Source organism: Vibrio sp. Isolate32, assembly GCF_022397955.1.
Taxonomy (GTDB): domain Bacteria; phylum Pseudomonadota; class Gammaproteobacteria; order Enterobacterales; family Vibrionaceae; genus Vibrio.
This window is the reverse complement of record NZ_JAKEUQ010000001.1, coordinates 133,021-157,308: the sequence shown is the minus strand read 5'-3', so window position 1 is coordinate 157,308 and position 24,288 is coordinate 133,021. Positions and strand designations below refer to the sequence as shown.

Annotated in this window: 19 protein-coding genes; 7 read left to right on the top strand and 12 right to left on the bottom strand. The window is 44.0% G+C overall.

Annotated elements, in window-relative coordinates; genetic code table 11:
- Window positions 1-37: 37 nt before the first annotated feature.
- The 3 genes from L1D11_RS00670 to apbC all read right to left on the bottom strand — a co-directional run bounded on the left by L1D11_RS00670 (window position 38) and on the right by apbC (window position 4,265).
- Window positions 38-2,164, bottom strand: a complete 2,127-nt coding sequence (locus L1D11_RS00670; RefSeq protein ID WP_239834270.1) for an AsmA family protein — start codon at window positions 2,162-2,164, stop codon at window positions 38-40.
- Window positions 2,165-2,270: 106 nt separating this feature from the next.
- Window positions 2,271-2,912, bottom strand: coding sequence for a uridine kinase (gene udk, locus L1D11_RS00665; protein ID WP_004734002.1), 642 nt, complete (start codon window positions 2,910-2,912; stop codon window positions 2,271-2,273).
- Between the two features lie 276 nt (window positions 2,913-3,188).
- Window positions 3,189-4,265 (bottom strand): iron-sulfur cluster carrier protein ApbC, encoded by a 1,077-nt coding sequence (apbC, locus tag L1D11_RS00660; RefSeq protein ID WP_239834271.1) that lies wholly within the window; start codon window positions 4,263-4,265, stop codon window positions 3,189-3,191.
- 157 nt (window positions 4,266-4,422) lie between these two features.
- Here apbC and metG point away from each other — a divergent pair, with 157 nt between their 5' ends.
- Both metG and L1D11_RS00650 read left to right on the top strand, forming a co-directional pair.
- A complete protein-coding gene (gene metG, locus L1D11_RS00655; protein WP_239834272.1) occupies window positions 4,423-6,483 on the top strand; it encodes a methionine--tRNA ligase in 2,061 nt (686 codons plus the stop codon).
- Between the two features lie 216 nt (window positions 6,484-6,699).
- Entirely contained in the window at window positions 6,700-7,179 is a 480-nt protein-coding gene (locus L1D11_RS00650) for a DUF1456 family protein (RefSeq protein ID WP_239834273.1), read from the top strand.
- Window positions 7,180-7,299: 120 nt separating this feature from the next.
- On the opposite strand, the gene fadR is transcribed toward L1D11_RS00650, so the two are convergent.
- Window positions 7,300-8,139 (bottom strand): fatty acid metabolism transcriptional regulator FadR, encoded by an 840-nt coding sequence (gene fadR, locus L1D11_RS00645; RefSeq protein ID WP_239834274.1) that lies wholly within the window; start codon window positions 8,137-8,139, stop codon window positions 7,300-7,302.
- Between the two features lie 640 nt (window positions 8,140-8,779).
- Between fadR and nhaB the strand changes: the two genes are divergently transcribed.
- Both nhaB and dsbB read left to right on the top strand, forming a co-directional pair.
- On the top strand, window positions 8,780-10,372 hold the full coding sequence (nhaB, locus tag L1D11_RS00640; RefSeq protein ID WP_239834567.1) for a Na(+)/H(+) antiporter NhaB: 1,593 nt from the start codon (window positions 8,780-8,782) through the stop codon (window positions 10,370-10,372).
- A gap of 139 nt (window positions 10,373-10,511) precedes the next feature.
- A complete protein-coding gene (gene dsbB / locus L1D11_RS00635; RefSeq protein WP_239834573.1) occupies window positions 10,512-11,021 on the top strand; it encodes a disulfide bond formation protein DsbB in 510 nt (169 codons plus the stop codon).
- 90 nt (window positions 11,022-11,111) lie between these two features.
- Here dsbB and L1D11_RS00630 read toward each other — a convergent pair whose 3' ends face one another.
- Complete coding sequence (locus L1D11_RS00630; RefSeq protein ID WP_239834568.1) at window positions 11,112-11,732, bottom strand: YecA family protein; 621 nt, start codon at window positions 11,730-11,732, stop codon at window positions 11,112-11,114.
- Window positions 11,733-11,914: 182 nt separating this feature from the next.
- On the opposite strand from L1D11_RS00630, the gene dusC reads away from it, so the two are divergent.
- On the top strand, window positions 11,915-12,871 hold the full coding sequence (gene dusC / locus L1D11_RS00625) for a tRNA dihydrouridine(16) synthase DusC (protein ID WP_239834569.1): 957 nt from the start codon (window positions 11,915-11,917) through the stop codon (window positions 12,869-12,871).
- A gap of 49 nt (window positions 12,872-12,920) precedes the next feature.
- On the opposite strand, the gene L1D11_RS00620 is transcribed toward dusC, so the two are convergent.
- The 3 genes from L1D11_RS00620 to yfbV form a co-directional block, all read right to left on the bottom strand.
- Entirely contained in the window at window positions 12,921-14,387 is a 1,467-nt protein-coding gene (locus L1D11_RS00620; RefSeq protein ID WP_239834570.1) for a GGDEF domain-containing protein, read from the bottom strand.
- Window positions 14,388-14,640: 253 nt separating this feature from the next.
- Window positions 14,641-15,600: an ABC transporter substrate-binding protein gene (locus L1D11_RS00615; RefSeq protein WP_239834571.1), complete on the bottom strand. Its 960-nt coding sequence runs from the start codon at window positions 15,598-15,600 to the stop codon at window positions 14,641-14,643.
- A 252-nt stretch (window positions 15,601-15,852) separates the two neighbouring features.
- Window positions 15,853-16,305, bottom strand: a complete 453-nt coding sequence (yfbV, locus tag L1D11_RS00610; RefSeq protein ID WP_239834572.1) for a terminus macrodomain insulation protein YfbV — start codon at window positions 16,303-16,305, stop codon at window positions 15,853-15,855.
- 342 nt (window positions 16,306-16,647) lie between these two features.
- Between yfbV and L1D11_RS00605 the strand changes: the two genes are divergently transcribed.
- Both L1D11_RS00605 and pta read left to right on the top strand, forming a co-directional pair.
- Window positions 16,648-17,844 carry an acetate kinase gene (locus L1D11_RS00605; RefSeq protein WP_122055760.1) on the top strand — a complete coding sequence of 399 codons (1,197 nt, stop codon included), beginning with the start codon at window positions 16,648-16,650 and terminating at the stop codon, window positions 17,842-17,844.
- A gap of 147 nt (window positions 17,845-17,991) precedes the next feature.
- Window positions 17,992-20,157 (top strand): phosphate acetyltransferase, encoded by a 2,166-nt coding sequence (gene pta, locus L1D11_RS00600; protein WP_239834294.1) that lies wholly within the window; start codon window positions 17,992-17,994, stop codon window positions 20,155-20,157.
- Window positions 20,158-20,241: 84 nt separating this feature from the next.
- Here the strand turns inward: pta and L1D11_RS00595 are convergent, their stop codons facing one another.
- From L1D11_RS00595 to oppC, 4 genes are all read right to left on the bottom strand, one after another.
- On the bottom strand, window positions 20,242-21,180 hold the full coding sequence (locus L1D11_RS00595) for a glutathione S-transferase family protein (RefSeq protein ID WP_239834293.1): 939 nt from the start codon (window positions 21,178-21,180) through the stop codon (window positions 20,242-20,244).
- Between the two features lie 205 nt (window positions 21,181-21,385).
- On the bottom strand, window positions 21,386-22,378 hold the full coding sequence (oppF, locus tag L1D11_RS00590; RefSeq protein WP_275665987.1) for a murein tripeptide/oligopeptide ABC transporter ATP binding protein OppF: 993 nt from the start codon (window positions 22,376-22,378) through the stop codon (window positions 21,386-21,388).
- Window positions 22,375-23,346, bottom strand: a complete 972-nt coding sequence (locus L1D11_RS00585) for an ABC transporter ATP-binding protein (protein ID WP_032552010.1) — start codon at window positions 23,344-23,346, stop codon at window positions 22,375-22,377. Before L1D11_RS00585 ends, oppF begins: the two co-directional genes overlap by 4 nt.
- A gap of 29 nt (window positions 23,347-23,375) precedes the next feature.
- Window positions 23,376-24,278 (bottom strand): oligopeptide ABC transporter permease OppC, encoded by a 903-nt coding sequence (oppC, locus tag L1D11_RS00580; RefSeq protein ID WP_239834291.1) that lies wholly within the window; start codon window positions 24,276-24,278, stop codon window positions 23,376-23,378.
- Window positions 24,279-24,288: the final 10 nt, after the last annotated feature.

Here is a 24,288-nt window from a genome sequence, read left to right as displayed (position 1 = left end):
AGGAATGGCGCTTCTTTTATATACGAGTTAAAAACGTTTAGTTAAAGAAACCTTTCAATAAACCATCAACGGCTTCTTTGGTTTTCTCATCTTTGATCTTGTCCGTTAGCTTGTTCACACCACGATCAATTTCTTTCTGTGCTTTCTGTTTCAACACATCATCAAAAACAAGTGCAAATTTCGGGTCAGCCCACTGGCCAGTTACCTTAATTGGGATAGTCACATCTTTCAGGTCATCAATGCTCTTACCGCCCTGACCTTCAAGTGAACCCACAATTGATGTACGCACAAGGAAATCGACCGTTTCATTGATGAAGTTTGCTTTACCTTGACCTGTCACACGTAACAGTGGTGACTGTGCAGATAAGTCGTTTGTTGAAACCCAACCTTTGTCGATCTTCAGCGTCGCTTTCATTGCACTGAAGTCCGTTTTTTGAGCTTCATTTGTATTTTCAACTTTTTCGCCTTTGATCTTCGCGTAATTCTCACGAATCAGTTGAGCTACGTTGATGCCGTTAACTGCACCATCTTCAAAGTTAATCGCGATAGTACCGACCAAGTTTTTCTTAATACCTGTTGGAGTTAGGCTCTTACCTTTCACGTTAACATCAATATTACCCGTACCTTCCAGCATATCATTGTTCGCAACATCAACCAGTAACGGTTGTACTTTCACACCTTTGATTTTCTTCTTAGCTGAGTAAGTCGCTGGTGTTTTACGAGCGTCTAGCTTAGCAGTAGCAGAAATAGAACCTTGGTAAAGATTCGATGTGAATGAGGTTAGTTCTGCGATACCACGGTTAACCGAAAATGCCGTTTTAACATTCTGCATCTTCGCGTTGTTCGCCTTGAACTTATCAATCGTGATGTCACCTTTCACGTCTAACGTTTTAAGAGCCGACAGATCAGGTTCTATTTCTTTAGCAGAAGTTGAACTACCGGAGTTTGACGTTGAGCCACCAGCAGAACCAGAAGGAGCTGTGCTCGCTATTTCTGTTGTATTGCCTAAGCCTAGGAACTCGTCTAAATCAATATTCGGACTATGAAGAGAGAAACGAACCTTTGGTATTTCAGATAGGGTTACGTCTGCTTTACCGTCTAATGCAATAGCGCTAGCTTGTAGCTTCTCTAACACAAAGCTCAGGTGGCTCTTGTTAAGATCGAAGCTTAAATCAGACAGCATATCGACTTTCATTGGAGACTGAGGAAGCGTGTCTCCTTTGAATGTTGAGACTAACGTTAATTTGTTCAGTGTCACTTTTGAAATGGCTTTATCAACCGTCAACTCACCGCCACCTTTCAGGTCTAAATCTAGACCAGCAGCTTTACCAACCACAGCGTAAGTCAGTTGGTTAACCTTATCGAACTCAAACGTATCTAAACCAACCTTTGCCGAGTCAATTGACGTCGCAGGGTCATTAAACTTAGCGTTTAAATCAATGTTACGAAGTGCGTAACTTGCAAAGCCTTCAGCTAATTTGAATTCGGCACTGCCCTCCGCTGAAAACTTCTGTTGGTTGTTTTCACCAGAAGCCGCAAATGTCGCGGTTGTCCATGTATCAACGGCAAACTCAGAAAGGTTCAAAGACACATCGTAGAGCTTAGTGAATGAACCCGCTTGCTTGTCGTCCATTTCAAACAATGCATTTGATACAGTGACACCTGCAAGGTTGATCGTCCAACCCGATGTATCTGTGGTAGTTTGCTCTTGAGGTGCAGGCGCGGATTCAGAGCTTGTGTCTGCTGCAGGCTCAGATTCTTGAGGCGCAGACGCTTGCGTTAGTACATCAATGTTCTTGCGACCATCTTTAAGCGTTTCTAAATAGAATTCTGCACCATCTAGAGTAATGTTGCCAATCTCTAGTTGGTTGCTAAATAGCGGAGTAACCGAAACATCAACACCAACCGTATCGACCTTGAATAGATTTGGTTGGGTGAACCCTTCTGGATTACGTAATTCAGTTTGTCCAAGTTCAAAGCCAATGGATGGGAAGAATTGCCAGCTGATATCACCCTCAATCACGAGCTTTAGGCCAGTGTGTTTTTGGGCTTGTTCGACAATTAATGGCTTAAATTGATTGGGATTCACTAACAGCACTAGTGCCAAAATTGCTGCAACGACAACAAACACTGGTACAGCTATGAAAATGAGTAGTTTCTTCATCCGCATATTCCTTGCTTAGATTCCAAAAGAAAGTGGCACTATAAAAGTGCCACTGATTCGGTAAAAAATAAAGCTAAGTGAATCACTTAAGCAAAATTTTATTCGATTATGACTTCAACAACTTCGCAATGTGCGCTTTTAGCACATCAATCGCAATACGGTTTTTACCACCACGAGGAACAATGATGTCTGCATGTTGTTTTGAAGGCTCGATAAACTGCATAAACATTGGACGTACTGTTTCTTGGTATTGCTTAAGTACAGTGTCCATTGTACGACCGCGCTCTTCTACATCACGCTTAACACGGCGTAGTAGACAGATGTCTAATGGTGTATCCATAAACACACTTGCGTGCATTAGTTTACGAAGACGCGGGTCTGTTAGAAGCAGAATACCCTCTAAAATGATCACTTTCTTTGGAGTAAGTGTAGTCGTTTCAGAAGTACGTGTGTGTTCTGTGTAGCTGTATTCAGGAACTTCGACGGCGTTGCCACTCATTAACTGCTGTAGATGTTCACATAAAAGGTCATGATCTAGTGCATTTGGGTGATCGTAGTTAGTTTTAACTCGCTCTTCCATACTCAAGTGGCTTTGGTCGCTATAATAGCAATCTTCAGTGATAACACCAATTTGATGGTCGCCTACTTTTTCGCGCAGCTCATTATAAATCGTACTAGCAATCAGACTTTTTCCTGAAGCTGAAGCGCCAGCGATACCTACGATGACACATTGATTATTATCAGACATTAATTTGCACCCGATATGGTTTGATGTTGGGAATAGATAAACCGCCTGATTATAGGGGCTAAAGCACATAGATTCTAGTCGCCATTTTAGTAAATTGCAGTCAAATTGATGATCTCAATAGATTTACTTAAGACAATCGTTTGCTTTCAAATAACTTGCCTCCAACTATTTGCACAGGCTTGCTAACGACCTAACCAAAAAACGATAGTTGTGCAAAAACCACGGGCTGTTTATCTAAACCACTCATTATTTATACCGCGTTGAGATTCGCGCTTACTATTCGACCATAGAAAAGTTGATCGCTTCTGGTCGCGCTTTACCGGTCCAAAACATTTTAGCCGCGACATTTTCAGCGAGCTCTAGGTAATGGTGTGTGTGCTCGCTGTCTGGGCGGCGCACTACCGTCGGGCAGCCCGCATCGATGTCTTCGCGAACATCAATGTGTAGTGGGATTTGCGCTAAGATATCGAGGTAGAACTCTTCAGACATAACCTCTGCACCACCAGCGCCAAAGATATGCTCTTTCCCACCACAGTGACTACATATATGGTAGCTCATGTTTTCAACTAAGCCTGCTACAGGCACACTCACTTTATCGAACATCGCGACACCTTTGCGTGCGTCTGCTAATGCTAGATCTTGAGGAGTCGTCACAACAACTGCACCGGTTACTGGGATTTGTTGAGATAGAGTTAATTGGATATCACCCGTGCCCGGTGGCATATCGATCACAAGGTAATCCAGCTCTGGCCATACGGTTTCATTCACAAGCTGACCCAGTGCTTTTGCCGCCATAGGGCCGCGCCAAATAGCAGCGTCATCTTTTGATACAAGGTAACCAATTGAATGAGTGAAAATACCGTGTGCTTCGATCGGCATCATCCACTTATTGTTTTGCACTTCTGGCTTCGCATCTAACTGCCCTAGCATCATAGGAACCGATGGGCCGTAGATGTCCGCATCCAATAAACCGACTTTTGAGCCTGACTTCGATAAAGCCAGAGCAAGGTTAACTGAGGTCGTTGATTTACCCACCCCGCCCTTGGCAGAAGTGACGGCAATAATATTCTTCACGCCTTTGAGTGGCGTTGATACCGTCGTTTCAAGTGCCGACGGCTTGACCTTCACTTCAAATTGAAAAGCATTCACAAGCTTTTGTTCAATCTGAGCGTTAATCCAATTTTCAAGATCAACAGCAAGCTGATTCGCAGCGAAAGGCAAAGTAATAACAAACGATCCACGGGGATCAACAGAGACAATATTTTGGTGTAGCGCCCACTCTGGGATGAGGATTGGTGACTCAAACTCATTCAACCATGAACAGAAATCTTGCTTCGAAGTAAAGTTACGCATTGGGGCTCCTTTTTTTATTTATGCTATCACCCGCGAGATGAAGACTGAACCCCTAAAAAACTAGGGGAATCCTTTGTCTGATAACTTGGCGTATCACACGTTATAAAGTAGTATTACCAATCAAATTTATACCTATCAAAAAAGCGAATTATTAAGTATGGCAACTGATCCAAGACAACTTTTGGTAACTTGTGCGCTTCCGTACGCTAACGGCTCTATTCACCTTGGCCATATGCTTGAGCATATCCAAGCTGATATCTGGGTTCGATACCAGCGTCTGCGTGGCAACACTGTAAACTTCATCTGTGCTGACGATGCTCACGGCACGCCAATTATGCTTAAAGCTCAACAGATGGGTATCACGCCAGAAGAGATGATCGCTGCTGTTAGTGAAGAGCACCAAAAAGACTTCGCTGGCTTTGATATCAGCTTTGATAACTACCACAGCACGCACAGCGAAGAGAACCGTGAACTGGCTTCTCACATCTACCTAGAACTTAAAAAGAACGGCTTCATTTCAAGCCGCACTATTTCTCAGCTTTTCGACCCTGAGAAAGAGATGTTCCTACCGGACCGTTTCGTAAAAGGTACTTGCCCTAAGTGTAAGTCAGAAGACCAGTACGGTGATAACTGTGATAACTGTGGTGAGACATACAGCCCAACTGAGCTGATCGATCCTAAGTCTGCGGTTTCTGGCGCAACTCCAGTAATGAAAGACTCTGAGCACTTCTTCTTCGACCTGCCTCAGTTCGAAAGCATGCTAAAAGAGTGGACACGTTCTGGCTCACTGCAAGCTGAAACAGCAAACAAAATGCAAGAGTGGTTCGAGTCTGGTCTACAACAGTGGGACATCTCTCGTGATGCACCATACTTCGGCTTCGAGATCCCAGGCGAAAAAGATAAGTTCTTCTACGTATGGCTAGATGCACCAATCGGCTACATGGGCTCTTTCAAGAACCTATGTGACAAGCGCGACGATCTAGACTTTAACGAGTACTGGAAGAAAGACAGCACCGCTGAGCTTTACCACTTCATCGGCAAAGACATCGTTTACTTCCACAGCCTATTCTGGCCAGCAATGCTAGAAGGTTCTGGTTTCCGTAAGCCAAACAACGTATTCGTACACGGCTACGTAACAGTAAACGGCGCTAAGATGTCGAAGTCTAAAGGCACATTCATCAAAGCAAGTACTTATCTAGACCACCTAGATCCAGAATGTCTACGTTACTACTACGCTGCGAAACTAAACAGCCGTATCGATGACCTTGACCTTAACCTTGAAGACTTCACTCAACGTGTAAACGCTGACGTAGTAAACAAGATTGTTAACCTAGCTTCTCGCAACGCAGGTTTCATCACTAAGCGCTTCGAAGGCAAGCTATCTGCTGAATTTGCAGAGCCAGAGCTTTACAAAGAATTCGTTGCTGCTGCTGAGCGTATAGGGGAGCTATACGAAACGCGTGAATTCAGCCGTGCTATCCGTGAGATCACTGCACTAGCAGATAAAGCGAACCAGTACATCGACGAAAAAGCACCTTGGGTTCTTGCAAAAGCAGAAGGTAAAGAGAAAGAGCTTCAAGAAGTTTCTTCTGTAGGTATCAACCTATTCCGCGTACTAATGGCTTACCTGAAACCAGTAATGCCAGAGCTTGCAGCTCGTACGGAAGCTTTCCTAAACGAAGAGCTAACGTGGGAAGGCGTTGCTACTCCACTAACTGATCACGAGATCACTAAGTTCAAAGCGCTATTTAGCCGTATTGATCCTAAGAAAGTGGAAGCGATGATTGAGTCTTCTAAAGGAGATGCAGCAGCAGAAATGGCAGCTAAAGAGAAAGCGGAAGCTGAGAAAGAAAAAGCAAGCCAAACTGAGCTAGATAAAGAACCAATCGCGGAAGAGATTGAATTTGACGCGTTCGCAGCCGTTGATATGCGTATTGCTCGTATCATCTCTTGTGAAGAAGTGCCAAAAGCGAACAAGCTACTGAAGTTCCAACTGGACATCGGTGGTGAGACTCGCCAAGTATTCTCTGGCATCAAGTCAGCATACAAACCTGAAGAGCTAGAAGGCAAGCTAACTGTTATGGTTGCAAACCTAAAACCTCGTAAGATGAAGTTTGGTATGTCTGAAGGCATGATCCTAGCTGCGGGCCCTGGTGGCAGCGACCTATGGATTCTTGAACCACACGAAGGTGCTCAACCTGGTATGCGTGTAATGTAATTCTGACCTCTGTCAGATAAAGCATTCACTGACAAATCCCTGATGTAACTTAACTTGAAAGAGTTAATAAGCGTCGGGGATTTTTTATATCTACCGAAAACCGGCGTTCTCTGTTAGAGTCGCCGTCAACTATGCTAAGTAAAGTATCATAAGGTTAACGACAGCAATACGCCGTATGAAGCCACTTTACGCTCTAAACCTTTTTAGGACACCTCTGTGACTAACAACGAAATCTTGCGTCGTATTCAACACGCACTAAACCTTAAGAACGCACAAATCATCAAAGCTATTGAACAAGCGGATGTGACTGTTGCCCACGATCAAGTGATTAACTGGCTAAAAGCGGATAACGATAAGTCATGCTCTAAGATGAAAGACAAAGAGTTAGCGGTATTCCTAAATGGTCTCATCAACCTTAAACGCGGTAAAAAAGAAGGGGCTCAGCCAAAGCCTGAGGTTGCACTTACCAACAACATGATTTTCATGAAGCTACGTATTGCATTGAACATGAAAGCAGAAGACGTGCTCGATGTATTAGAAGTGGTGGGTATCAGCCTAAGCAAATACGAAATTGGTGCCTACTTCCGCAAGCCTGAAAACAAAAACTACAAAGTATGTGAAGACCAATTGCTTTGTGATTTCCTAAATGGTGTTCAGTTTACTAACCGCCCGGACTCAGAAGAGTTCGCAGGTTAAACAACGAGCGACTAGCAAATTAGCCAGACTCTTGATACATAAAAAGCGGCGAGATAATTAAATTATCTCGCCGCTTTTCTTTGTTCTTACTTTAGTGACTAACTAAGTTAACCAAAAAGGTTAGCTGTCGTCTTCCGTAAAGTTCGTTGGTAACGTCGTTTTCATTTCGTTCCAGATCTGTGCACTTGCAATACCGTAATTCCGAATAACCAAAGGCAAGTTTTCACGTTGACCGCTCTCACAGATAACAAACAACTCTTTATAGAACTCCATCGCTAGGCGACGCGCTTCTGGGTTAGAGAAGTAGTAGCTACCGATACGATCGTAGAGCTTACGTACGCCGTTAAAGATCAGACCGTAAATTTGGTTACCAGAATGGAACGCTAAGCGTTGGAACAGCATGTAGTCATAAAAGTTAAACGTCTTAGCAATTAAGATCGTCTGACGTTTTGCTTCGTCTTTCTCTGTGTCTTCTCTAACTGCTTGCTTGATCTTGTCTGCATACGGAGACGATTCTAGGAAATCATCCCATGTATGTGCCGCAAGTAGCGCTTCACACGATTCAATCACATTACTGATTGTGCGCTCTGAAGCTTCTTTATTTGCTTTAAATGCGTAACGCATAAAAATAGGGCTGATGTTAGTACGAGCAGCTAGTAGGTCTTCTACCATTTTGCTTGCGTTATCTACGTCCAACGTCATTAACGTATCAAGAATATGAAGACCCGAGGTTTCCATAAACTGGTTAACTTTGGTTGGTTTACCGTGCTGGATAGTTAACCAACCATCACGAGCAAGACGCTGCAGTACTTCTCGAAGCGTAGTACGTGTAACACCAATTAGTTCAGAAAGCTCACGCTCTGCTGGCAAGATAGAACCTGGAGGGAAACGGCCATTCCAAATACTTTCAATGATATACTTCTCTGCAAATCCTGCCGGGCTCTTCGCCTTAATGACCATCTACACTTCAATCCAATTAAATTATTTTCTTCTAATTTACTCATCATACCACTAGTAAAGGCGAGCGGAAACACCCTCAAAAATTTTACTCCCCCAAAACACCAATAGAGTTAAAGCTCTAAAGTTCGCCTCATGTTTCCACCTAAGATTTGCAAAGCAAGCCTCTATAAATCACTATTTAAACAACTTTTTAAGACAATAAATTCACTTTAAAATCAAGAACATTAGTCATATTTTCAAAGCCATAAAATTGCAATATTACGTTGTAATAATCATATATAAACCGTCTTTATTCTGTAAATTTTAATCATTTCGCTGAAATATTGACTCTAGCCGGTTTTTATCACATTTTAAGTGGTATGCTTCCGCTACTTTGATCGCGTTTCTCACACAAAAAAGAGGTATTTTAGGTGCTACAGGGCTTTTCCTGTTGACTAAATGTTATCTAAGAGTAGAGTTGCGCTCAAAAATAAGCAGTGCTTGAGTTTCTAAGGGAGTGACTTGGCAAGACCACAGAACGTTACATGGAATGTAGTTTTTCTAAGTCACTGTTAATTATAGTTTTTAACACTTTCTATAGCTCGATTCTCAAAATGTTGTATTGCTTGTCTATTCATAATCAACATAAAAGAGTATTAACATGCCGATGTCTCTCGGAAACGCTTTTATCAAGAATTTCCTTGGTAAAGCTCCTGATTGGTATAAACTTGCCATCATTTCCTTTTTAATCATCAACCCGTTTGTTTTCTTCCTAGTTGACCCATTTGTAGCGGGCTGGCTATTAGTGGTTGAGTTTATTTTCACCCTAGCTATGGCTCTCAAATGCTACCCTCTTCAACCGGGTGGTTTATTGGCAATTCAAGCCGTTGCAATTGGCATGACCAAACCTGAAATGGTTTATCACGAGCTACAAGCAAACCTTCCTGTATTACTCTTATTAGTATTCATGGTTGCTGGCATTTACTTCATGAAAGAACTTCTCCTGTTCATTTTCACGAAGATACTGCTCGGCATTCGTTCTAAGATCATGCTTTCTGTTGCGTTCTGTGTCGCAGCAGCATTCCTATCTGCTTTCCTAGATGCATTGACTGTAATCGCAGTTGTGATCAGCGTAGCAGTGGGCTTCTACTCGATTTATCACAAAGTAGCATCTGGCAAAGTCTCTAACTCTGCACACGACCACACTCACGATGAAGAAATCTCTGAGCTAACTCGTGAAGACTTGGAAGACTACCGTGCTTTCTTACGTTCACTACTAATGCACGCTGGTGTAGGTACCGCTCTAGGTGGTGTAATGACCATGGTAGGTGAACCACAGAACTTAGTTATTGCTAAACAAGCAGGCTGGGAATTCGGTGAGTTTATTATCCGTATGCTTCCAGTAACATTGCCTGTTTTCTTCTGCGGCATTCTAACCTGTGCTCTTGTAGAGAAATTCAAAGTATTTGGTTACGGCGCAAAACTACCAAACAACGTTCGTCAGATCCTTGTCGAGTTCGATAACACACAAAAAGCGAGCCGTACCAAGCAAGACGTAGCAAAACTTTGGGTTCAAAGTGCTATCGCAGTATGGCTAATTGTTGGCTTGGCACTTCACGTTGCTGAAGTTGGTTTGATTGGTCTATCAGTTATCATTTTAGCTACTGCGTTTACTGGTGTAATCGAAGAGCACTCTATGGGTAAAGCGTTTGAAGAGGCACTGCCGTTTACCGCGCTTCTTGCTGTGTTCTTCGCTGTCGTTGCAGTAATCATCGACCAAGCACTATTTAAGCCAGTAATCGATGCGGTTCTTCACGTTGAAGATAAAGGCGCACAACTTGCCCTATTCTATGTAGCCAACGGTATTCTATCGATGGTTTCAGATAACGTGTTCGTAGGTACGGTTTACATCAACGAAGTGAAAACTGCATTGGTTGAAGGCATTATCACTCGTGACCAATTCGACCTACTAGCTGTTGCTATCAACACTGGTACTAACCTACCTTCAGTTGCAACACCAAACGGACAAGCTGCGTTCCTATTCCTATTGACGTCAGCACTTGCTCCGTTAATTCGACTGTCTTACAGCCGTATGGTAATCATGGCACTGCCATACACTATCGTGCTGGCATTAGTTGGTCTTGCAGGCATCGTTTACTTCGTGGAACCGATGACAGCATGGTTCTATGACGCAGGTTGGATCATTCAACGTACAGGTGAAGCGGTTACTCCAGTTATCTCCGGTGGCCACTAAGCTGCACACTGTGTCGCAAACTACGAATTAACTAATCAAAAATATTAGTTGATTAGGAAACTTATCCAAGATAAAAAGCTCTGAGTATTCAGGGCTTTTTTATTTTTTAGACGGGATTTAATTCGTGAATTTTTTTGTAATGCTCAAAGACTTCTCTAAGGGACGTTTATCTTGGCTTTTACTGCTGGCTTTTGTTGTATTTTTTGAGGCCTGCGCCCTTTTTTTCCAGCATGTCATGATGCTTGGCCCTTGTGTCATGTGTATCTATGAGCGCGTCGCAATGCTTGCTATTGGTATCGCTGCAATCATAGGTGCCATTACCCCTAACAACCCTGTATCGCGCTGGCTTGGCCTTGCTGGCTGGGGATTTGGCGCATACAAAGGTTTAAGGTTGGCTTTGGAGCACGTTGATTACCAGTTCAACCCGTCTCCATTTGCGACCTGTGACTTATTCGTGACCTTCCCTAGTTGGGCACCGTTAAACCAATGGGCTCCGTGGATGTTTGAAGCCTACGGCGACTGCAGCAAGGTAGTGTGGCAGTTCTTGTCACTTTCTATGCCGCAATGGCTTGTCATTATCTTTGCGGGCAACTTAGTAGCGTTCGGTTTCGTGGTAATTTCTCAATTCGTTAAATCCAAAAACGACTAGTCACTCACGCTTTACATAAACTAAAAAGTCGACCTTAGGGTCGACTTTTTGTTATCTGATCTTTCTTACGCTTTAGAGCGCAGAAAACGATTAACTGTTCTTACCACAGCATTGCTTGAATTTTTTACCGCTTTCACACGGACAAGCATCGTTACGACCGATATCTTTAAATGGATTCACGCTCTGAGACTTATTACCTAGCATGGCTTCATCAGCAGCCAATGCGACTTCAGAAATCATTAAATCAACTTGACCAACAAGATCAGCGAGTGCTGGCGGGTTCTCTAGTCCAGCCGCAACCATTTGCTGCTGAGTCTGCTCTTCGTCAATCGCAAGCATCAATGTCGTCAGTAAAGCTTGTAGCATGCGTAGTGTACCATCAGCGACACTCGCGGTTTGCCATTGTTCTTCAACAGTCGGCCACACCATCATGAAGCCTTCTGCGAAATCAGCGAACTGCTCGGTAAAGTCACCTTCAGAAAATACATCTGTCAGTAAGTATTCACTACGCTGAATGAGATTATGTTGGCGATTGATCTGTTCTGTCACGATTGCCACAAGCGCTTCACCTGCTTCTGGAGCAATGATCGCAAGCCACGCTTCAGGCTCTAACGGCTTAGTGGCTAGGTTAGAAGCAAGAATTGCCCCTTCAAGAAACTGCGGGGTAATGTCTTTATTTGATTCTGGTAGGCTTAATAATTGATATGTCATGAAAGCTCTGGATATTGGGGCGTTTTCACTATTATAACGCTATCACGTGCGATATGTCGCCTTTAACCCATAGAGCCAGTCTCGACTGTGGGTAAAGCCAGACTCATAGTGACAATCATGTAGGCAAGCCGTACAATCACGCCTCTTTTATTTTCAGGACAGAGATGTTTCGGTAGATCAGCATGCGAGTAATACTTGGCCCTATGGAGGGCGTTCTAGACCACCTAATGCGTGAAATTCTCACAGAGCTCAATGATTACGATCTCTGCGTAACCGAATTCGTCCGTGTTACTGATCAACTATTACCACCACATGTATTCCATCGCTTGTGTCCTGAGCTCCATCAAGGCTCTCAAACTATGGCGGGCGTTCCTGTCCATGTGCAGTTACTCGGTCAACACCCGAAATGGATGGCAGAGAATGCGATTCAAGCTGCGAACCTTGGTGCCAAAGGTATCGATCTAAACTTCGGTTGCCCAGCAAAAGCGGTAAACAAGAGTAACGGTGGCGCATCTTTACTGAAAGAACCTGAGCTTATCTACCAAGTTGTTAAAGCGACCCGAGAAGCTGTCCCTGAGTACATTCCTGTTTCCGCTAAAATTCGTTTAGGCTGGGAACACCCAGATGAGTGCTTTGAGATTGTTGACGCGATTGAACAAGCCAAAGCTAACGAACTAACAGTCCATGCAAGAACCAAAACCGGTGGCTATAAGGCAAGTGAAATAAAGTGGGATTACATTAATCAGATCCGCCAGAAGACATCGTTGCCTTTGATCGCGAATGGTGAGATTTGGAATTATCAAGACGGTCAAGATTGCATTAAAACAACAGGTGTCGATTCACTCATGGTATGCCGTGGCGCATTCAACGTTCCAAATCTTGGTAACGTGGTGAAGCACAACCACCAACCAATGCCATGGATAGAGGTGATTGCTCTGCTGTTACGCTATTCAGAGTTCGAAATTGAGGGCGATAAAGGTCTTTACTATCCAAACCGTGTAAAACAGTGGTTTGTGTATCTGCGCAAAGAGTACCCAGAAGCGGAAGAGCTGTTCCGAGAAATCAGAACCTACAAAAAAGCCGCGCCTATCGTCGAGCAGATCAAACGCTACCAAGAGCTGTACAATCAGCCTGCATAGATCTCCGCTATCGAACTGTCTATTAAAGCATGTAGACTGAACAACGTGGCTAGAATTCGATACGAGCTTTACCGGTCGTTTTAGCCACGTAAAGCTTCTCATCAGCAAACTTAAATATCTCTTCAAAGTGAAGCTTGCTCTGCTCTGTCTCTACAATGCACACACCGCCAGATACTGTGAATCCATTCGGAATTATATCTGTTGAATTGACGCAAATCGCTGTTTTTACACGCTCGAGTGTCCGCATCAAAGTCTCACGGTCATCCCCTTTCAGGTAGACCACAAACTCTTCTCCGCCAAACCGAGCGGCAACATCACTGCTGCGAATACTGCTGTTGATCTGGCGTGACATGTAACGAATCACATCATCACCTTTATCATGACCGTAGGTATCGTTAATGGACTTGAAATCATCAATATCAAAAACCGTTAAAGCAAACAGCTGATCATGTTCAACTCGTCGCCAAAACGCCTCTAGCCCGCGTCGATTCAGCAACCCTGTCATTGGGTCTTTCGCTGCAAGATCTTTAAAGTAGCCGCGCTCGATGTTGGAATTGACATAAAAGAAAATGGTTACAGAGAAAAGATACACAATAATCGCGACAATAAGGCTATCTTTCTCATAAACGAAAAAGTGCTCTATCTCTTTTGCTAAATCCAGCTCGTAATACATCGCGTGGTGGGACGCAACACCGTAGAGATTAACCTCATGATAGAAAGCTGCATTATCAACCGGCATGGTGCGTGTAGTGTCTATGATGTCAATCCGGCCAGCCAAGTGCTCATTGGAGTTTGCAAGCAATCTACTGGTATTAATATCAACTGACAGCATTCCCTGGTGAACGCCCTTATGGAATACCGGAATGGTCATACTGATCGTTCGATTGAGTGATTCAAAACGAAAGCCCGGGCCTGAGAGCGTCAATTGGTCAGGATTGTTTGCCGTTTTCTGCCAATAAGGGCGGCTCTTTATCGTTGAAAGCAGCTCTTTACTTATTCTCTTAGCGAAATCTTCCGGCGAAGAAATCACATAACCGCGCGTATCAATGAAATGAACACTGTCATGGTACTCATCAAGCTGAGATAGAAACGACAGAATCGGGGCGAGAGCAATCTTTTCTGATGCACTTTTATAGCTACTGCTGGTTTCGGAGCAAAGGGATTCTTCACCAACTATCATGTAGTCGATGTCGACAGAAGGAATGTCTGAGGTTTTGCCATCTGCGAGCAGTAACACATCAATCGGCCAGATTTGGCAGAGCCCGTTTACCACTTGCTTGTTGTGATCAAGAAATAGAGGGTTTCCTGATTTGTAATAGTTAGAGAAGCTATAGTCTAGCGCAGTCACTACTTTAGTGGTTCGTTTAAAAACATCCTCAATGCGATGAAACTCGCTGTCGATGTCTTTTTTAACCGAGTCAAAATGGTTCTTTCCTATTAAGCCAAGCAACATTGCCGCGATCACGGCTGGAAACCCGAAGACAAAGGTAAGGCTAAAATGCCTGTTTACTTTCATATAATGTGCTCTTAGCTCTCAACTATTTTCATTTACCCCGTTAATATTATGACATTGATCACCTATTCGCTCGACGTAAAATAATGTAAATTGATATTCCACACGCAGCTAACAGTCAAATAACCGCTTACAAATGAATAAAATAGAGAGGCGCCAACATATAGAGCAGGTTAGTTCTGTTTATCTGAGCCCATTCCAATGCTGTTAGTAATATGACTTATGGCCTATTAGCTTATCTAACACTGAACTCAATTCACCGGCTAACGATTGCACGATCAATCACAGACTGAGGCACTGTCACGCCAAGTTCGCGAGCAGCATCTAGATTCACCACCAACTGAGAACTTTGCGCAGTTTTTACACTTAACTCCCTAGGCTCCTGCCCATCCAAAATTGCAGCTACATATTCAGCGGTTTGAACACCCACATTATAGTAATCAAGTACAATACCCGCGATCGCGCCTTTGTCTACATAAAACAAGGCACCCGCTACAACAGGCGTACCGGCTTTGTTTGCAGCTCGCATTAGACCATCTACTCCACTCCCAACAGTGTTGTCTGTTAATCCATAAATGACATCTGATTGTTTGGCCAAAATTTTTGTCTTTCTCTCAACATCTGAGGCACTAAGCACGGTTTCTTCGCGTAAGGTAATTCCAAAACTCTTGGTCACTGTTCGCAACAATTTGATAATGGCAACAGCATTGGCCTCGGCAGGGTTATAAACGACGCCTATAGTGTTTGTGTCAGGTAGTATTTCTCTAATTAACGAAACGTGTTGAGCTACCGGTGATAAATCAGACAGACCAGTAACATTTTGTCTGGGCTTATCCAATTGTTTCACTAAACGAGCGCTAATCGGATCAGTGACCGCAGTGAAAACAATTGGGATTGATCGAGTTGCAGAGACCAAAGCTTGAGCTGTTGGCGTGGCGATGCCGACCAAAACATGAGGGTTGTCACTCGCAAGTTTTCTTGCAATTTTTGCTGCTTTTGCAGGCTTCCCATCAGCTAGAGCATAAGTAAATTCCAAGTTTTTTCCAGGTTCATACCCTTTTGCCTCTAGACCATCTAAAAGCCCCGAACGCACAGCATTCAAATCATCGTTATCTATAATTTGTGCAACTGACACCTTGGAAATCGCCGCTAAAGCATGGCCAGCCGACAACAAAAAAACAAGGCTAACCACCAATAACTTTCTTAAAAAATTCATAATCATACCCTAAATCAAGATCTAGTTATTATTCAACAAAGAGAGCAAAACAACCCCCTAATGACAACTTTAACACTAGCAAAAAGCCTGGATATTTAATGAACAAAAAATACAACATCGATCGAATTAAGAGAGGAAAATTAAGGATAATTTCAGGATATGCTAAAAAGCAAGACGAACATACTAACCAGTGAACAGCCGAATGGTCGTGTACAAACGGTTCACATTCAAAAAAGAAAGCTGAGGATTCCTTTAAAACCAACGCTCAATTGAGGACTTATCTAACTGGCGAAATGCACGATTCAAAATGATTGCCAATTCTTTATAGCGAGGGCGTGACTTCATAGGCTCTAACGCAAAACCCGTTTCAGTAATCTTCTCATGCAGCTCGCGATACCACGATACGAGTGCTGGCGGAAGTTGTGTATTTGAGCGATTGCCCAACCACCACATGCCTTGAAGCGGCAAGCTGATTGCAAACAAAGCCATAACCACAGCTTGTGGCATCGCTTGGTAATTATTAAAGACCATTTGCGTAAGAACGCTGATAGCAGCAATCGCTGGCATCACCTTCACACCAAAGCGCGTCGCTTTAATGATTCGTTGCTCAGGGAAAATAGCGTTTAACTCTTTTCGAACAGGCCAGAGATCCATGTACTTTTGGCCATCTTTTAAACTGTTAGCTAAACCAACTCTATTGCTCATATGAGTCTCCCATTAAAAAAAAGTTGAAATCATCAACTAAAAACACAAAAATTTGACGAAAAATAATATTCTTTCAAATTTTTTTGTTATATTTGCACAATATCGCTATTATCTTCAGACCTCAATCTCATTGTTGCCCTTATTTACAATTTAAGCAACTTTGAGAAGACTTCTGCAAGGAATGCACAAGCCTCTTTTTTGATAAAGAGCGCTTTCACTTTATACGGAAATTAACGTTTTTTTGACCAAGGTTAGTACGTAATCCTATGTGTTTCGACTATTCTTGAGATTAATTTTCATCCTTAACTGATTTCGATCAGAAAAATAAACAGGTAGTCATTAATGTCTAAGCTAGTTTTAGTTTTAAACTGTGGTAGTTCTTCTCTTAAATTCGCTGTTGTTGACGCAGAAACAGGTGCTGAGCACCTAACAGGTCTAGCAGAATGTCTTCACCTTCCCGAAGCTCGTATCAAGTGGAAACTTGATGGTAAACACGAAGCTCAACTAGGCGATGGCGCAGCTCACGAAGAAGCACTAGCGTTTATGGTAGAAACTATTCTTGCTTCTAAGCCTGAGCTTAAAGAAAACCTTGGCGCGATCGGTCACCGTATCGTTCACGGTGGCGAGCTGTTCACTCAATCTGCACTAATCACTGACGAAGTTCTTAAGGGTATTCACGACGCTGCGACTTTCGCGCCTCTTCACAACCCAGCTCACATCATTGGTATCGAAGCTGCTAAGCACAACTTCCCTGAGCTTAAAAACGTTGCTGTATTTGACACTGCATTCCATCAAACAATGCCTTCTGAGTCTTACCTATATGCTCTACCGTACAACCTGTACAAAGAGCACGGCATCCGTCGTTACGGCATGCACGGTACTTCTCACCTATTCATCACTCGTGAAGTTGCAGGCCTTCTAAACAAGCCAGTTGAAGAAGTTAACATCATCAACTGTCACCTAGGTAACGGCGCTTCTGTATGTGCAATCAAGAACGGTCAATCTGTAGATACTTCTATGGGTCTTACTCCTCTTGAAGGTCTAGTAATGGGTACTCGTTGTGGTGACCTAGATCCTGCGATCATCTTCCACCTACACGACGCTCTTGGTTACTCTGTTGAAGAAATCAACAACATGCTAACTAAAGAGTCTGGTCTTGCTGGTCTAACTGAAGTAACTTCTGACTGTCGTTTCGTTGAAGACAACTACGGTGAGAAAGAAGAAGCAACTCGTGCAATGGACGTGTTCTGCCACCGTCTAGCTAAGTACGTTGCTGGCTACACTGCAACTCTTGAAGGTCGTCTAGACGCAATCACTTTCACTGGCGGCATCGGCGAGAACTCTGGCCCAATCCGTGAAATGGTTCTTAACCGCCTAGGCATCTTCGGCATCGAAGTTGACGGTGAAGCGAACCTTAAAGCTCGTTTCGGCGGCGAAGGTACTATCACTACAGCTAACAGCCGTATCCCTGCAATGGTTATCTCTACTAACGAAGAGCTAGTAATTGCTGAAGACACTGCGAAACTAGCAGGTCTTTAATTGATTTTCCTGACTAGCTTCACTCGAAGCTAGTCAGTTTTTCATATTAAGAAAATGGGGCTCAACTTCTATTCCTACCCCAATTTAAATATCGGTGGGAATAGCAGTTGAGCTTTTTTTATTTCCAATAGTCAAAGGTGTTCGTCAATGTCACGTACTATTATGCTTATCCCTACAAGCGCTGGTGTTGGTCTTACTAGTGTTAGCATGGGTGTTCTTCGCGCTATGGAGCGTAAGGGCGTAAGTGTTTCTTTCTACAAGCCAATCGCTCAACCTCGTAGCGGTGGTGATCAACCTGATCTAACGTCTACTATCATCAGTGCAAACAGCGACATTAAGATTGGTGAGCCAATCGCAATGACTAAAGCTGAAGCTTTGATCGGTAGCGAAAAAATGGACGTACTTCTTGAGTCTGTTGTTGAGCAATACAACAAGATCAACAAAGACGCAGAAGTAACGCTAATCGAAGGTCTAGTACCTACTCGTAAGCACCCATTTGCCAACCAAGTGAACGCGGAAATCGCAAAAACACTTGGCGCGGAGATCGTATTCGTTGCGACTCCTGGTACTGATAACCCTACGCAACTTAAAGAGCGTATCGAAGTAGCATGTTCTAACTTCGGCGGTACTAAGAACAAGAACATCAAAGGCGTAATCATCAACAAGCTTAACGCTCCTGTTGATGAAGCTGGCCGTACTCGCCCTGACCTATCTGAAATCTTTGACGATGCAGATACAGCTCAGCAAGCGAACCTTGAAGTAATGCAAATCTTCAACTCTAGCCCTATCCGTGTTCTTGGCTGTGTGCCATGGAGCATCGATCTAATCGCAACTCGTGCGGTTGATATGGCTAAGCACCTTAACGCTGAAATTATCAACGAAGGTGAAATCGCGACTCGTCGTATTAAGAGCATCACTTTCTGTGCACGTTCTCTACCGCACATGATTGAACACTTTAAGCCAGGTTCACTGCTAGTAACTTCTGCAGACCGTCCTGACGTTATCGTTGCTGCGGCTCTTGCTGCGAAAAACGGCGTTGAGATTGGCGCAATCCTGCTTACTGGCGGTTACGACATCCCAGAAAGCATTGCTAACCTTTGTGCACCAGCATTCGCTTCAGGTCTACCGATCTTCAAAGCGCAAGGTAACACTTGGCAGACGTCTCTAAACCTACAGAGCTTCAACCTAGAAGTTCCTGCAGACGACAAAGAGCGTATCGAATTCGTTAACGATCACGTTGCAAGCCATATCGATGGCCCTTGGATTGATTCTCTATCTGAAGGTACTCAAGGCATTCGTCGTCTAAGCCCACCAGCATTCCGTTACCAGTTAACTGAATTTGCTCGTAAAGCGGCTAAGCGCATCGTTCTTCCTGAAGGTGATGAGCCACGTACTGTTAAAGCAGCTTCTATCTGTGCTGAACGCGGTATCGCAACTTGTGTGCTTCTTGGTAACCCAGAAGAGATCCGTCGTGTTGCTGCACAGCAAGGTGTTGAACTAGGTGCTGGCGTTGAGATCATCGATTCTGCATCTGTTCGCGAAAACTACGTAGCTCGTCTAGTAGAACTTCGTGGCGCTAAAGGTATGACTGAAGTTGTAGCTCGTGAGAAGCTAGAAGATTCAGTATTCCTAGGTACTATGATGCTTGAAGCTGGTGAAGTTGACGGTCTAGTTTCTGGTGCTGTTCACACAACGGCGAACACTATCGTTCCTCCGTTCCAGATCATCAAGACGGCTCCTGATGCTTCTATCGTATCTTCAATCTTCTTCATGCTTCTGCCTGATCAAGTTCTTGTATACGGTGACTGTGCGATCAACCCAGATCCAACAGCTGAACAGCTTGCTGAAATCGCTATCCAATCTGCAGATTCTGCTGCGGCATTCGGTATCGACCCACGCGTTGCTATGATCTCATACTCTACTGGTGAATCTGGTAAGGGTGCAGACGTAGATAAAGTACGTGAAGCGACTAAGATTGCTCAAGAGAAACGTCCTGATCTAGTGATCGACGGTCCTCTACAGTACGATGCTGCTATCATGGAAAACGTTGCTGCTTCTAAAGCACCAAACTCTCCAGTAGCTGGTAAAGCGACTGTATTCGTATTCCCAGACCTAAACACGGGTAACACGACTTACAAAGCGGTACAACGTTCAGCAGATCTAGTATCTATCGGTCCAATGCTTCAAGGTATGCGCAAGCCAGTAAATGACTTGTCTCGTGGCGCTCTAGTAGACGACATCGTTTACACAGTAGCTCTAACGGCTATCCAAGCAGACCAAGCAGCTCAAGCTGAAGAAAAAGTTATTAACTAATTTTTCTTTTGTTGAAAGCAAAAAACCCTAGATTGTTATCTAGGGTTTTTTTATGTCTGCAACAAAGCAGGTTACTTTAAGATTCTAACCTCGCCCATGTGGCGACTCTAAATCCAAATCAGGCCCTTTGGGTACCACTTGAGTCGGGTTGATACCCGTGTGGCTGTAATAGTAGTGGCGCTTGATGTGGTAGAAGTCCGTCGTCTCTTTAATGCCCTCTATTTGATAGAGCTCTTTTAAATAACCTTGGATATGTTTGTAATCCGTAATTCGTTGCTTGTTACACTTGAAGTGACCAACATACACAACATCGAATCGAACTAAGGTCGTGAACAACCGCCAATCCGCTTCAGTAATCTGCTCTCCCGCTAAATAACGGTTCTCGCTAAGGTGTGCATCCACTTTGTCTAATGCCTTGAATAGCGCGTCATACGCCTCTTCATAAGCTTCTTGTGTCGTCGCAAAGCCAGTACGATAAACGCCATTGTTGATGTTTGGGTAGATATAGTCGTTCCACTCATCAATTTTGCTCGCCAGTTCCCACGGGTAATAATCATCAGTATTACCCGTAATATGATTAAATTCTGAGTTAAACATGCGAATAATTTCAGAAGATTCGTTACTGACTATGGTGCTGGTTTTCTTATCCCACAATACAGGAACCGTGACTCGACCTGAATAGTCTGGTTTGGCTTGGGTGTAGATTTGGTACATGCGAGTGTGACCGAACAGAGGCTCAGGCAAGCCCATTTGCCAACCTTCACTCATCATGTCGGGGCAAACCACCGTCACATCAATATGATCGGTTAGGTCTTTCAGTTCACGAAAGATCAGTGTGCGATGCGCCCAAGGGCAAGCCAGTGAAACATACAGATGGTAACGTCCACTTTCGGGTTGAAACGGTGCGTCTGCGCGGTTCTCTACCCAGCTACGAAAGCCTGCATCCTCTCGGATAAACTTACCACCGTTCTCTTTGGTGTCGTACCACACATCGTGCCAAACACCTTCAACTAATTTGCCCATATCCAAACCTCTTTCATCCAAACTTTTCTCTAGTATAAAAAAAGCCAACTTTTTCAAAACTAGAAGAAGTTGGCTTAGTTGTTCGAATTATTTGATGAAGCTGTTGAGCAAAACATTGGAACTAGACCTGCAGTACAAAAAAAGCGCGACTCTAAAAACTAGTCGCGCTTAAGCCTGTCACAGGCTGAACCGTTTTAAATTGGCTCTAGACTTGTACGTGCAAGCAAGATACTGCATGAACGTTATCGCCTTGAATTGTAGGCTTAGTTTGCGCACACGCTTCTGTCGCTTGTGGGCAACGAGTACGGAAAACACAACCTGATGGTGGATTGATTGGCGATGGTAGATCGCCCTCCAGCATCTGGATTGTTTTACTGCGCTCTAAGCGAGGATCTGGAATAGGAACCGCAGACATCAACGCCTTGGTGTACGGGTGCTTAGGATCAGAGAACAGCGCATCCGATTCACCTAGCTCAACCGCATTACCGAGGTACATTACCAATACACGGTCAGAGATGTGTTTTACCACTGACAAGTCGTGCGCGATAAATACCAACGAAAGACCTAACTCTTTTTGTAGCTCTTTCAGAAGGTTAACTACTTGAGCTTGGATGGATACATCCAGTGCGGAAACGGGTTCGTCACAGATGATCATCTTAGGCTTCAAGATAAGTGCACGTGCAATACCAATACGCTGACACTGACCTCCAGAGAATTCATGTGGGTAACGGTTGATTACGTTTGGTAGTAGACCTACTTTCGCCATCATCTCTTTAACGCGATCCTTCACTTCCTGCTTAGAAAGCTCTGGGTAGAAAGTCTCTAGCGGCTCAGCAATAATGTCTCCAACCGACATACGTGGGTTAAGTGATGCTAGTGGATCTTGGAAAATCATCTGAATCTCTTTACGAGTTTCACGACGTTGAATCTCTTCCATTTTCGTGAGGTCTTGGCCTAACCACATCACTTCACCGTCTGTTGCTTCCACCAAACCGATGATTGCGCGAGCGAATGTTGACTTACCACAACCAGATTCACCTACTACACCCAGTGTTTCACCTTCGTAAAGGTGAACATCAACGCCGTCAACCGCTTTCAGGTTAGAAGGCTTAGCCCAAGGCCATGCTGACTTAGCCGCGATGCTAAAGTGAACCTTAAGATCTTTAATGTCTAATAGTAACTGCTTATCTACACTCATTTTTTCCAAGCCTCCCAATCAGAAAAACATGCACGCTGACGGTCATTTCCGAATGGCGTCAGAATCGGTGCTTCTTGCTTACAACGGTCCATCACGCGGTGACAGCGGTCTTGGTACGGACAGCCTGGCGGTAGACGAAGTAAGTTTGGCGGGTTGCCTGGAATAGTCGGAAGAATCTCACCTTCAGTATCAAGACGAGGGATTGCTTTCAACAGACCTTCTGCATATGGGTGGCTTGGGTTATAGAAGATTTCATCTACTGTACCGTATTCCATTGTACGACCTGCGTACATCACGAGTACTTTGTCACAAGAACCCGCAACAACACCCAAATCGTGAGTAATCATGATGATTGCCGTGTTGAACTCATCTTTCAGTTCGTTCAGCAGTTCCATGATTTGTGCTTGAATAGTTACATCCAGCGCGGTAGTTGGTTCATCTGCAATAAGCAGTTTTGGACGACAAAGCAGTGCCATTGCAATCATTACACGCTGACGCATACCGCCAGAGAATTCGTGTGGGTACATGGTGATACGCTTGCGTGCTTCAGGGATTTTAACCGCTTCAAGCATGCGTACCGATTCTTCGAATGCTTCCGCTTTACCCATGCCTTTGTGCAGCATAAGTACTTCCATCAGCTGATCACTTACTTTCATGTAAGGGTTCAGTGATGTCATTGGATCTTGGAAGATCATCGCGATCTGTTCAGCACGAACTTTATTCAGTTCTTTTTCTGGAAGGTTAAGAATCTCTTTACCTTCGAATTTTGCGCTACCAGAGATGATGCCGTTTTTCGCCAGCAGTCCCATGATAGAAAAAACAGTCTGTGATTTACCTGAACCTGACTCACCTACAATACCCAGCGTTTCGCCTTGGTTAAGTGAGAAGTTCAAGTCATTTACTGCGGTTACGATACCATCTTGCGTGGTAAATTCGACGCGCAGATCTTTGACATCTAATAGACTCATCATTGCTTCCTTAATCTTTATATTTTTAATTAGCGGTCTTTCGGGTCAAGCGCGTCGCGCAGGCCATCACCTACATAGTTGAAGCAGAACAGAGTCACTACCATGAATGCAGCGGGGAATGCCAGTTGCCAGATAGCAATTTCCATTGTTTGTGACCCTTCTTGAAGCAGTGCGCCCCAACTTGTCATAGGCTCTTGAACGCCAAGACCAAGGAATGATAAGAATGATTCCGTCAGAATCATGCTTGGGATTAGCAGCGTTGAGTAAACCGCTACGATACCCAGAACGTTCGGTACGATGTGACGAGTAATGATCTTCCACTTACTTACACCACATACGTGAGCCGCTTCGATGAATTCTTTGCTACGTAAGCTTAGAGTCTGACCACGTACAATACGCGCCATATCAAGCCAAGCAATCGCACCAATCGCTACGAAGATAAGGATGATGTTACGGCCAAAGAAAGTTACCAGTACGATAACCAGGAACATAAATGGAACCGCGTATAGGATCTCTAGGATACGCATCATCAGACGGTCTACTTTACCGCCAATGAAGCCAGATGCCGCACCGTAAAGTGTACCAATCAATACTGCTACGAAGGCACCCATCACACCAACCATCAATGAGATGCGGCCACCGATAAGAGTACGAACGTACAAATCACGGCCTAAGCTATCAGTACCGAACCAGTGATCAGCATTAGGACCTACGTGCATTGCATACCAGTCGGTATCGTCGTAAGTGTACTGAGCCAGCATCGGTAGGAAGATAACCGCCAGTACCATTAACGTTAGAATGAACAGGCTGACCATCGCGGCTTTGTTTCGCATGAAACGAATACGAGCATCCTGCCATAAACTACGACCTTCGATCTCTAAACTCTCAGAGAACTTTTCGATCGCTTCTAAATTTTCTTTTTTCTTCAACATAACCAGTCCC

Bases quoted from the DNA above. Each gene is read 5' to 3' on its own strand.
- L1D11_RS00670 (WP_239834270.1), bottom strand. From the start codon at position 2,164: ATGAAGAAACTACTCATTTTCATAGCTGTACCAGTGTTTGTTGTCGTT.
- udk (WP_004734002.1), bottom strand. From the start codon at position 2,912: ATGTCTGATAATAATCAATGTGTCATCGTAGGTATCGCTGGCGCTTCA.
- apbC (WP_239834271.1), bottom strand. From the start codon at position 4,265: ATGCGTAACTTTACTTCGAAGCAAGATTTCTGTTCATGGTTGAATGAG.
- metG (WP_239834272.1), top strand. From the start codon at position 4,423: ATGGCAACTGATCCAAGACAACTTTTGGTAACTTGTGCGCTTCCGTAC.
- fadR (WP_239834274.1), bottom strand. From the start codon at position 8,139: ATGGTCATTAAGGCGAAGAGCCCGGCAGGATTTGCAGAGAAGTATATC.
- nhaB (WP_239834567.1), top strand. From the start codon at position 8,780: ATGCCGATGTCTCTCGGAAACGCTTTTATCAAGAATTTCCTTGGTAAA.
- dsbB (WP_239834573.1), top strand. From the start codon at position 10,512: ATGCTCAAAGACTTCTCTAAGGGACGTTTATCTTGGCTTTTACTGCTG.
- L1D11_RS00630 (WP_239834568.1), bottom strand. From the start codon at position 11,732: ATGACATATCAATTATTAAGCCTACCAGAATCAAATAAAGACATTACC.
- dusC (WP_239834569.1), top strand. From the start codon at position 11,915: ATGCGAGTAATACTTGGCCCTATGGAGGGCGTTCTAGACCACCTAATG.
- L1D11_RS00620 (WP_239834570.1), bottom strand. From the start codon at position 14,387: ATGAAAGTAAACAGGCATTTTAGCCTTACCTTTGTCTTCGGGTTTCCA.
- L1D11_RS00615 (WP_239834571.1), bottom strand. From the start codon at position 15,600: ATGAATTTTTTAAGAAAGTTATTGGTGGTTAGCCTTGTTTTTTTGTTG.
- yfbV (WP_239834572.1), bottom strand. From the start codon at position 16,305: ATGAGCAATAGAGTTGGTTTAGCTAACAGTTTAAAAGATGGCCAAAAG.
- L1D11_RS00605 (WP_122055760.1), top strand. From the start codon at position 16,648: ATGTCTAAGCTAGTTTTAGTTTTAAACTGTGGTAGTTCTTCTCTTAAA.
- pta (WP_239834294.1), top strand. From the start codon at position 17,992: ATGTCACGTACTATTATGCTTATCCCTACAAGCGCTGGTGTTGGTCTT.
- L1D11_RS00595 (WP_239834293.1), bottom strand. From the start codon at position 21,180: ATGGGCAAATTAGTTGAAGGTGTTTGGCACGATGTGTGGTACGACACC.
- oppF (WP_275665987.1), bottom strand. From the start codon at position 22,378: ATGAGTGTAGATAAGCAGTTACTATTAGACATTAAAGATCTTAAGGTT.
- L1D11_RS00585 (WP_032552010.1), bottom strand. From the start codon at position 23,346: ATGAGTCTATTAGATGTCAAAGATCTGCGCGTCGAATTTACCACGCAA.
- oppC (WP_239834291.1), bottom strand. From the start codon at position 24,278: ATGTTGAAGAAAAAAGAAAATTTAGAAGCGATCGAAAAGTTCTCTGAG.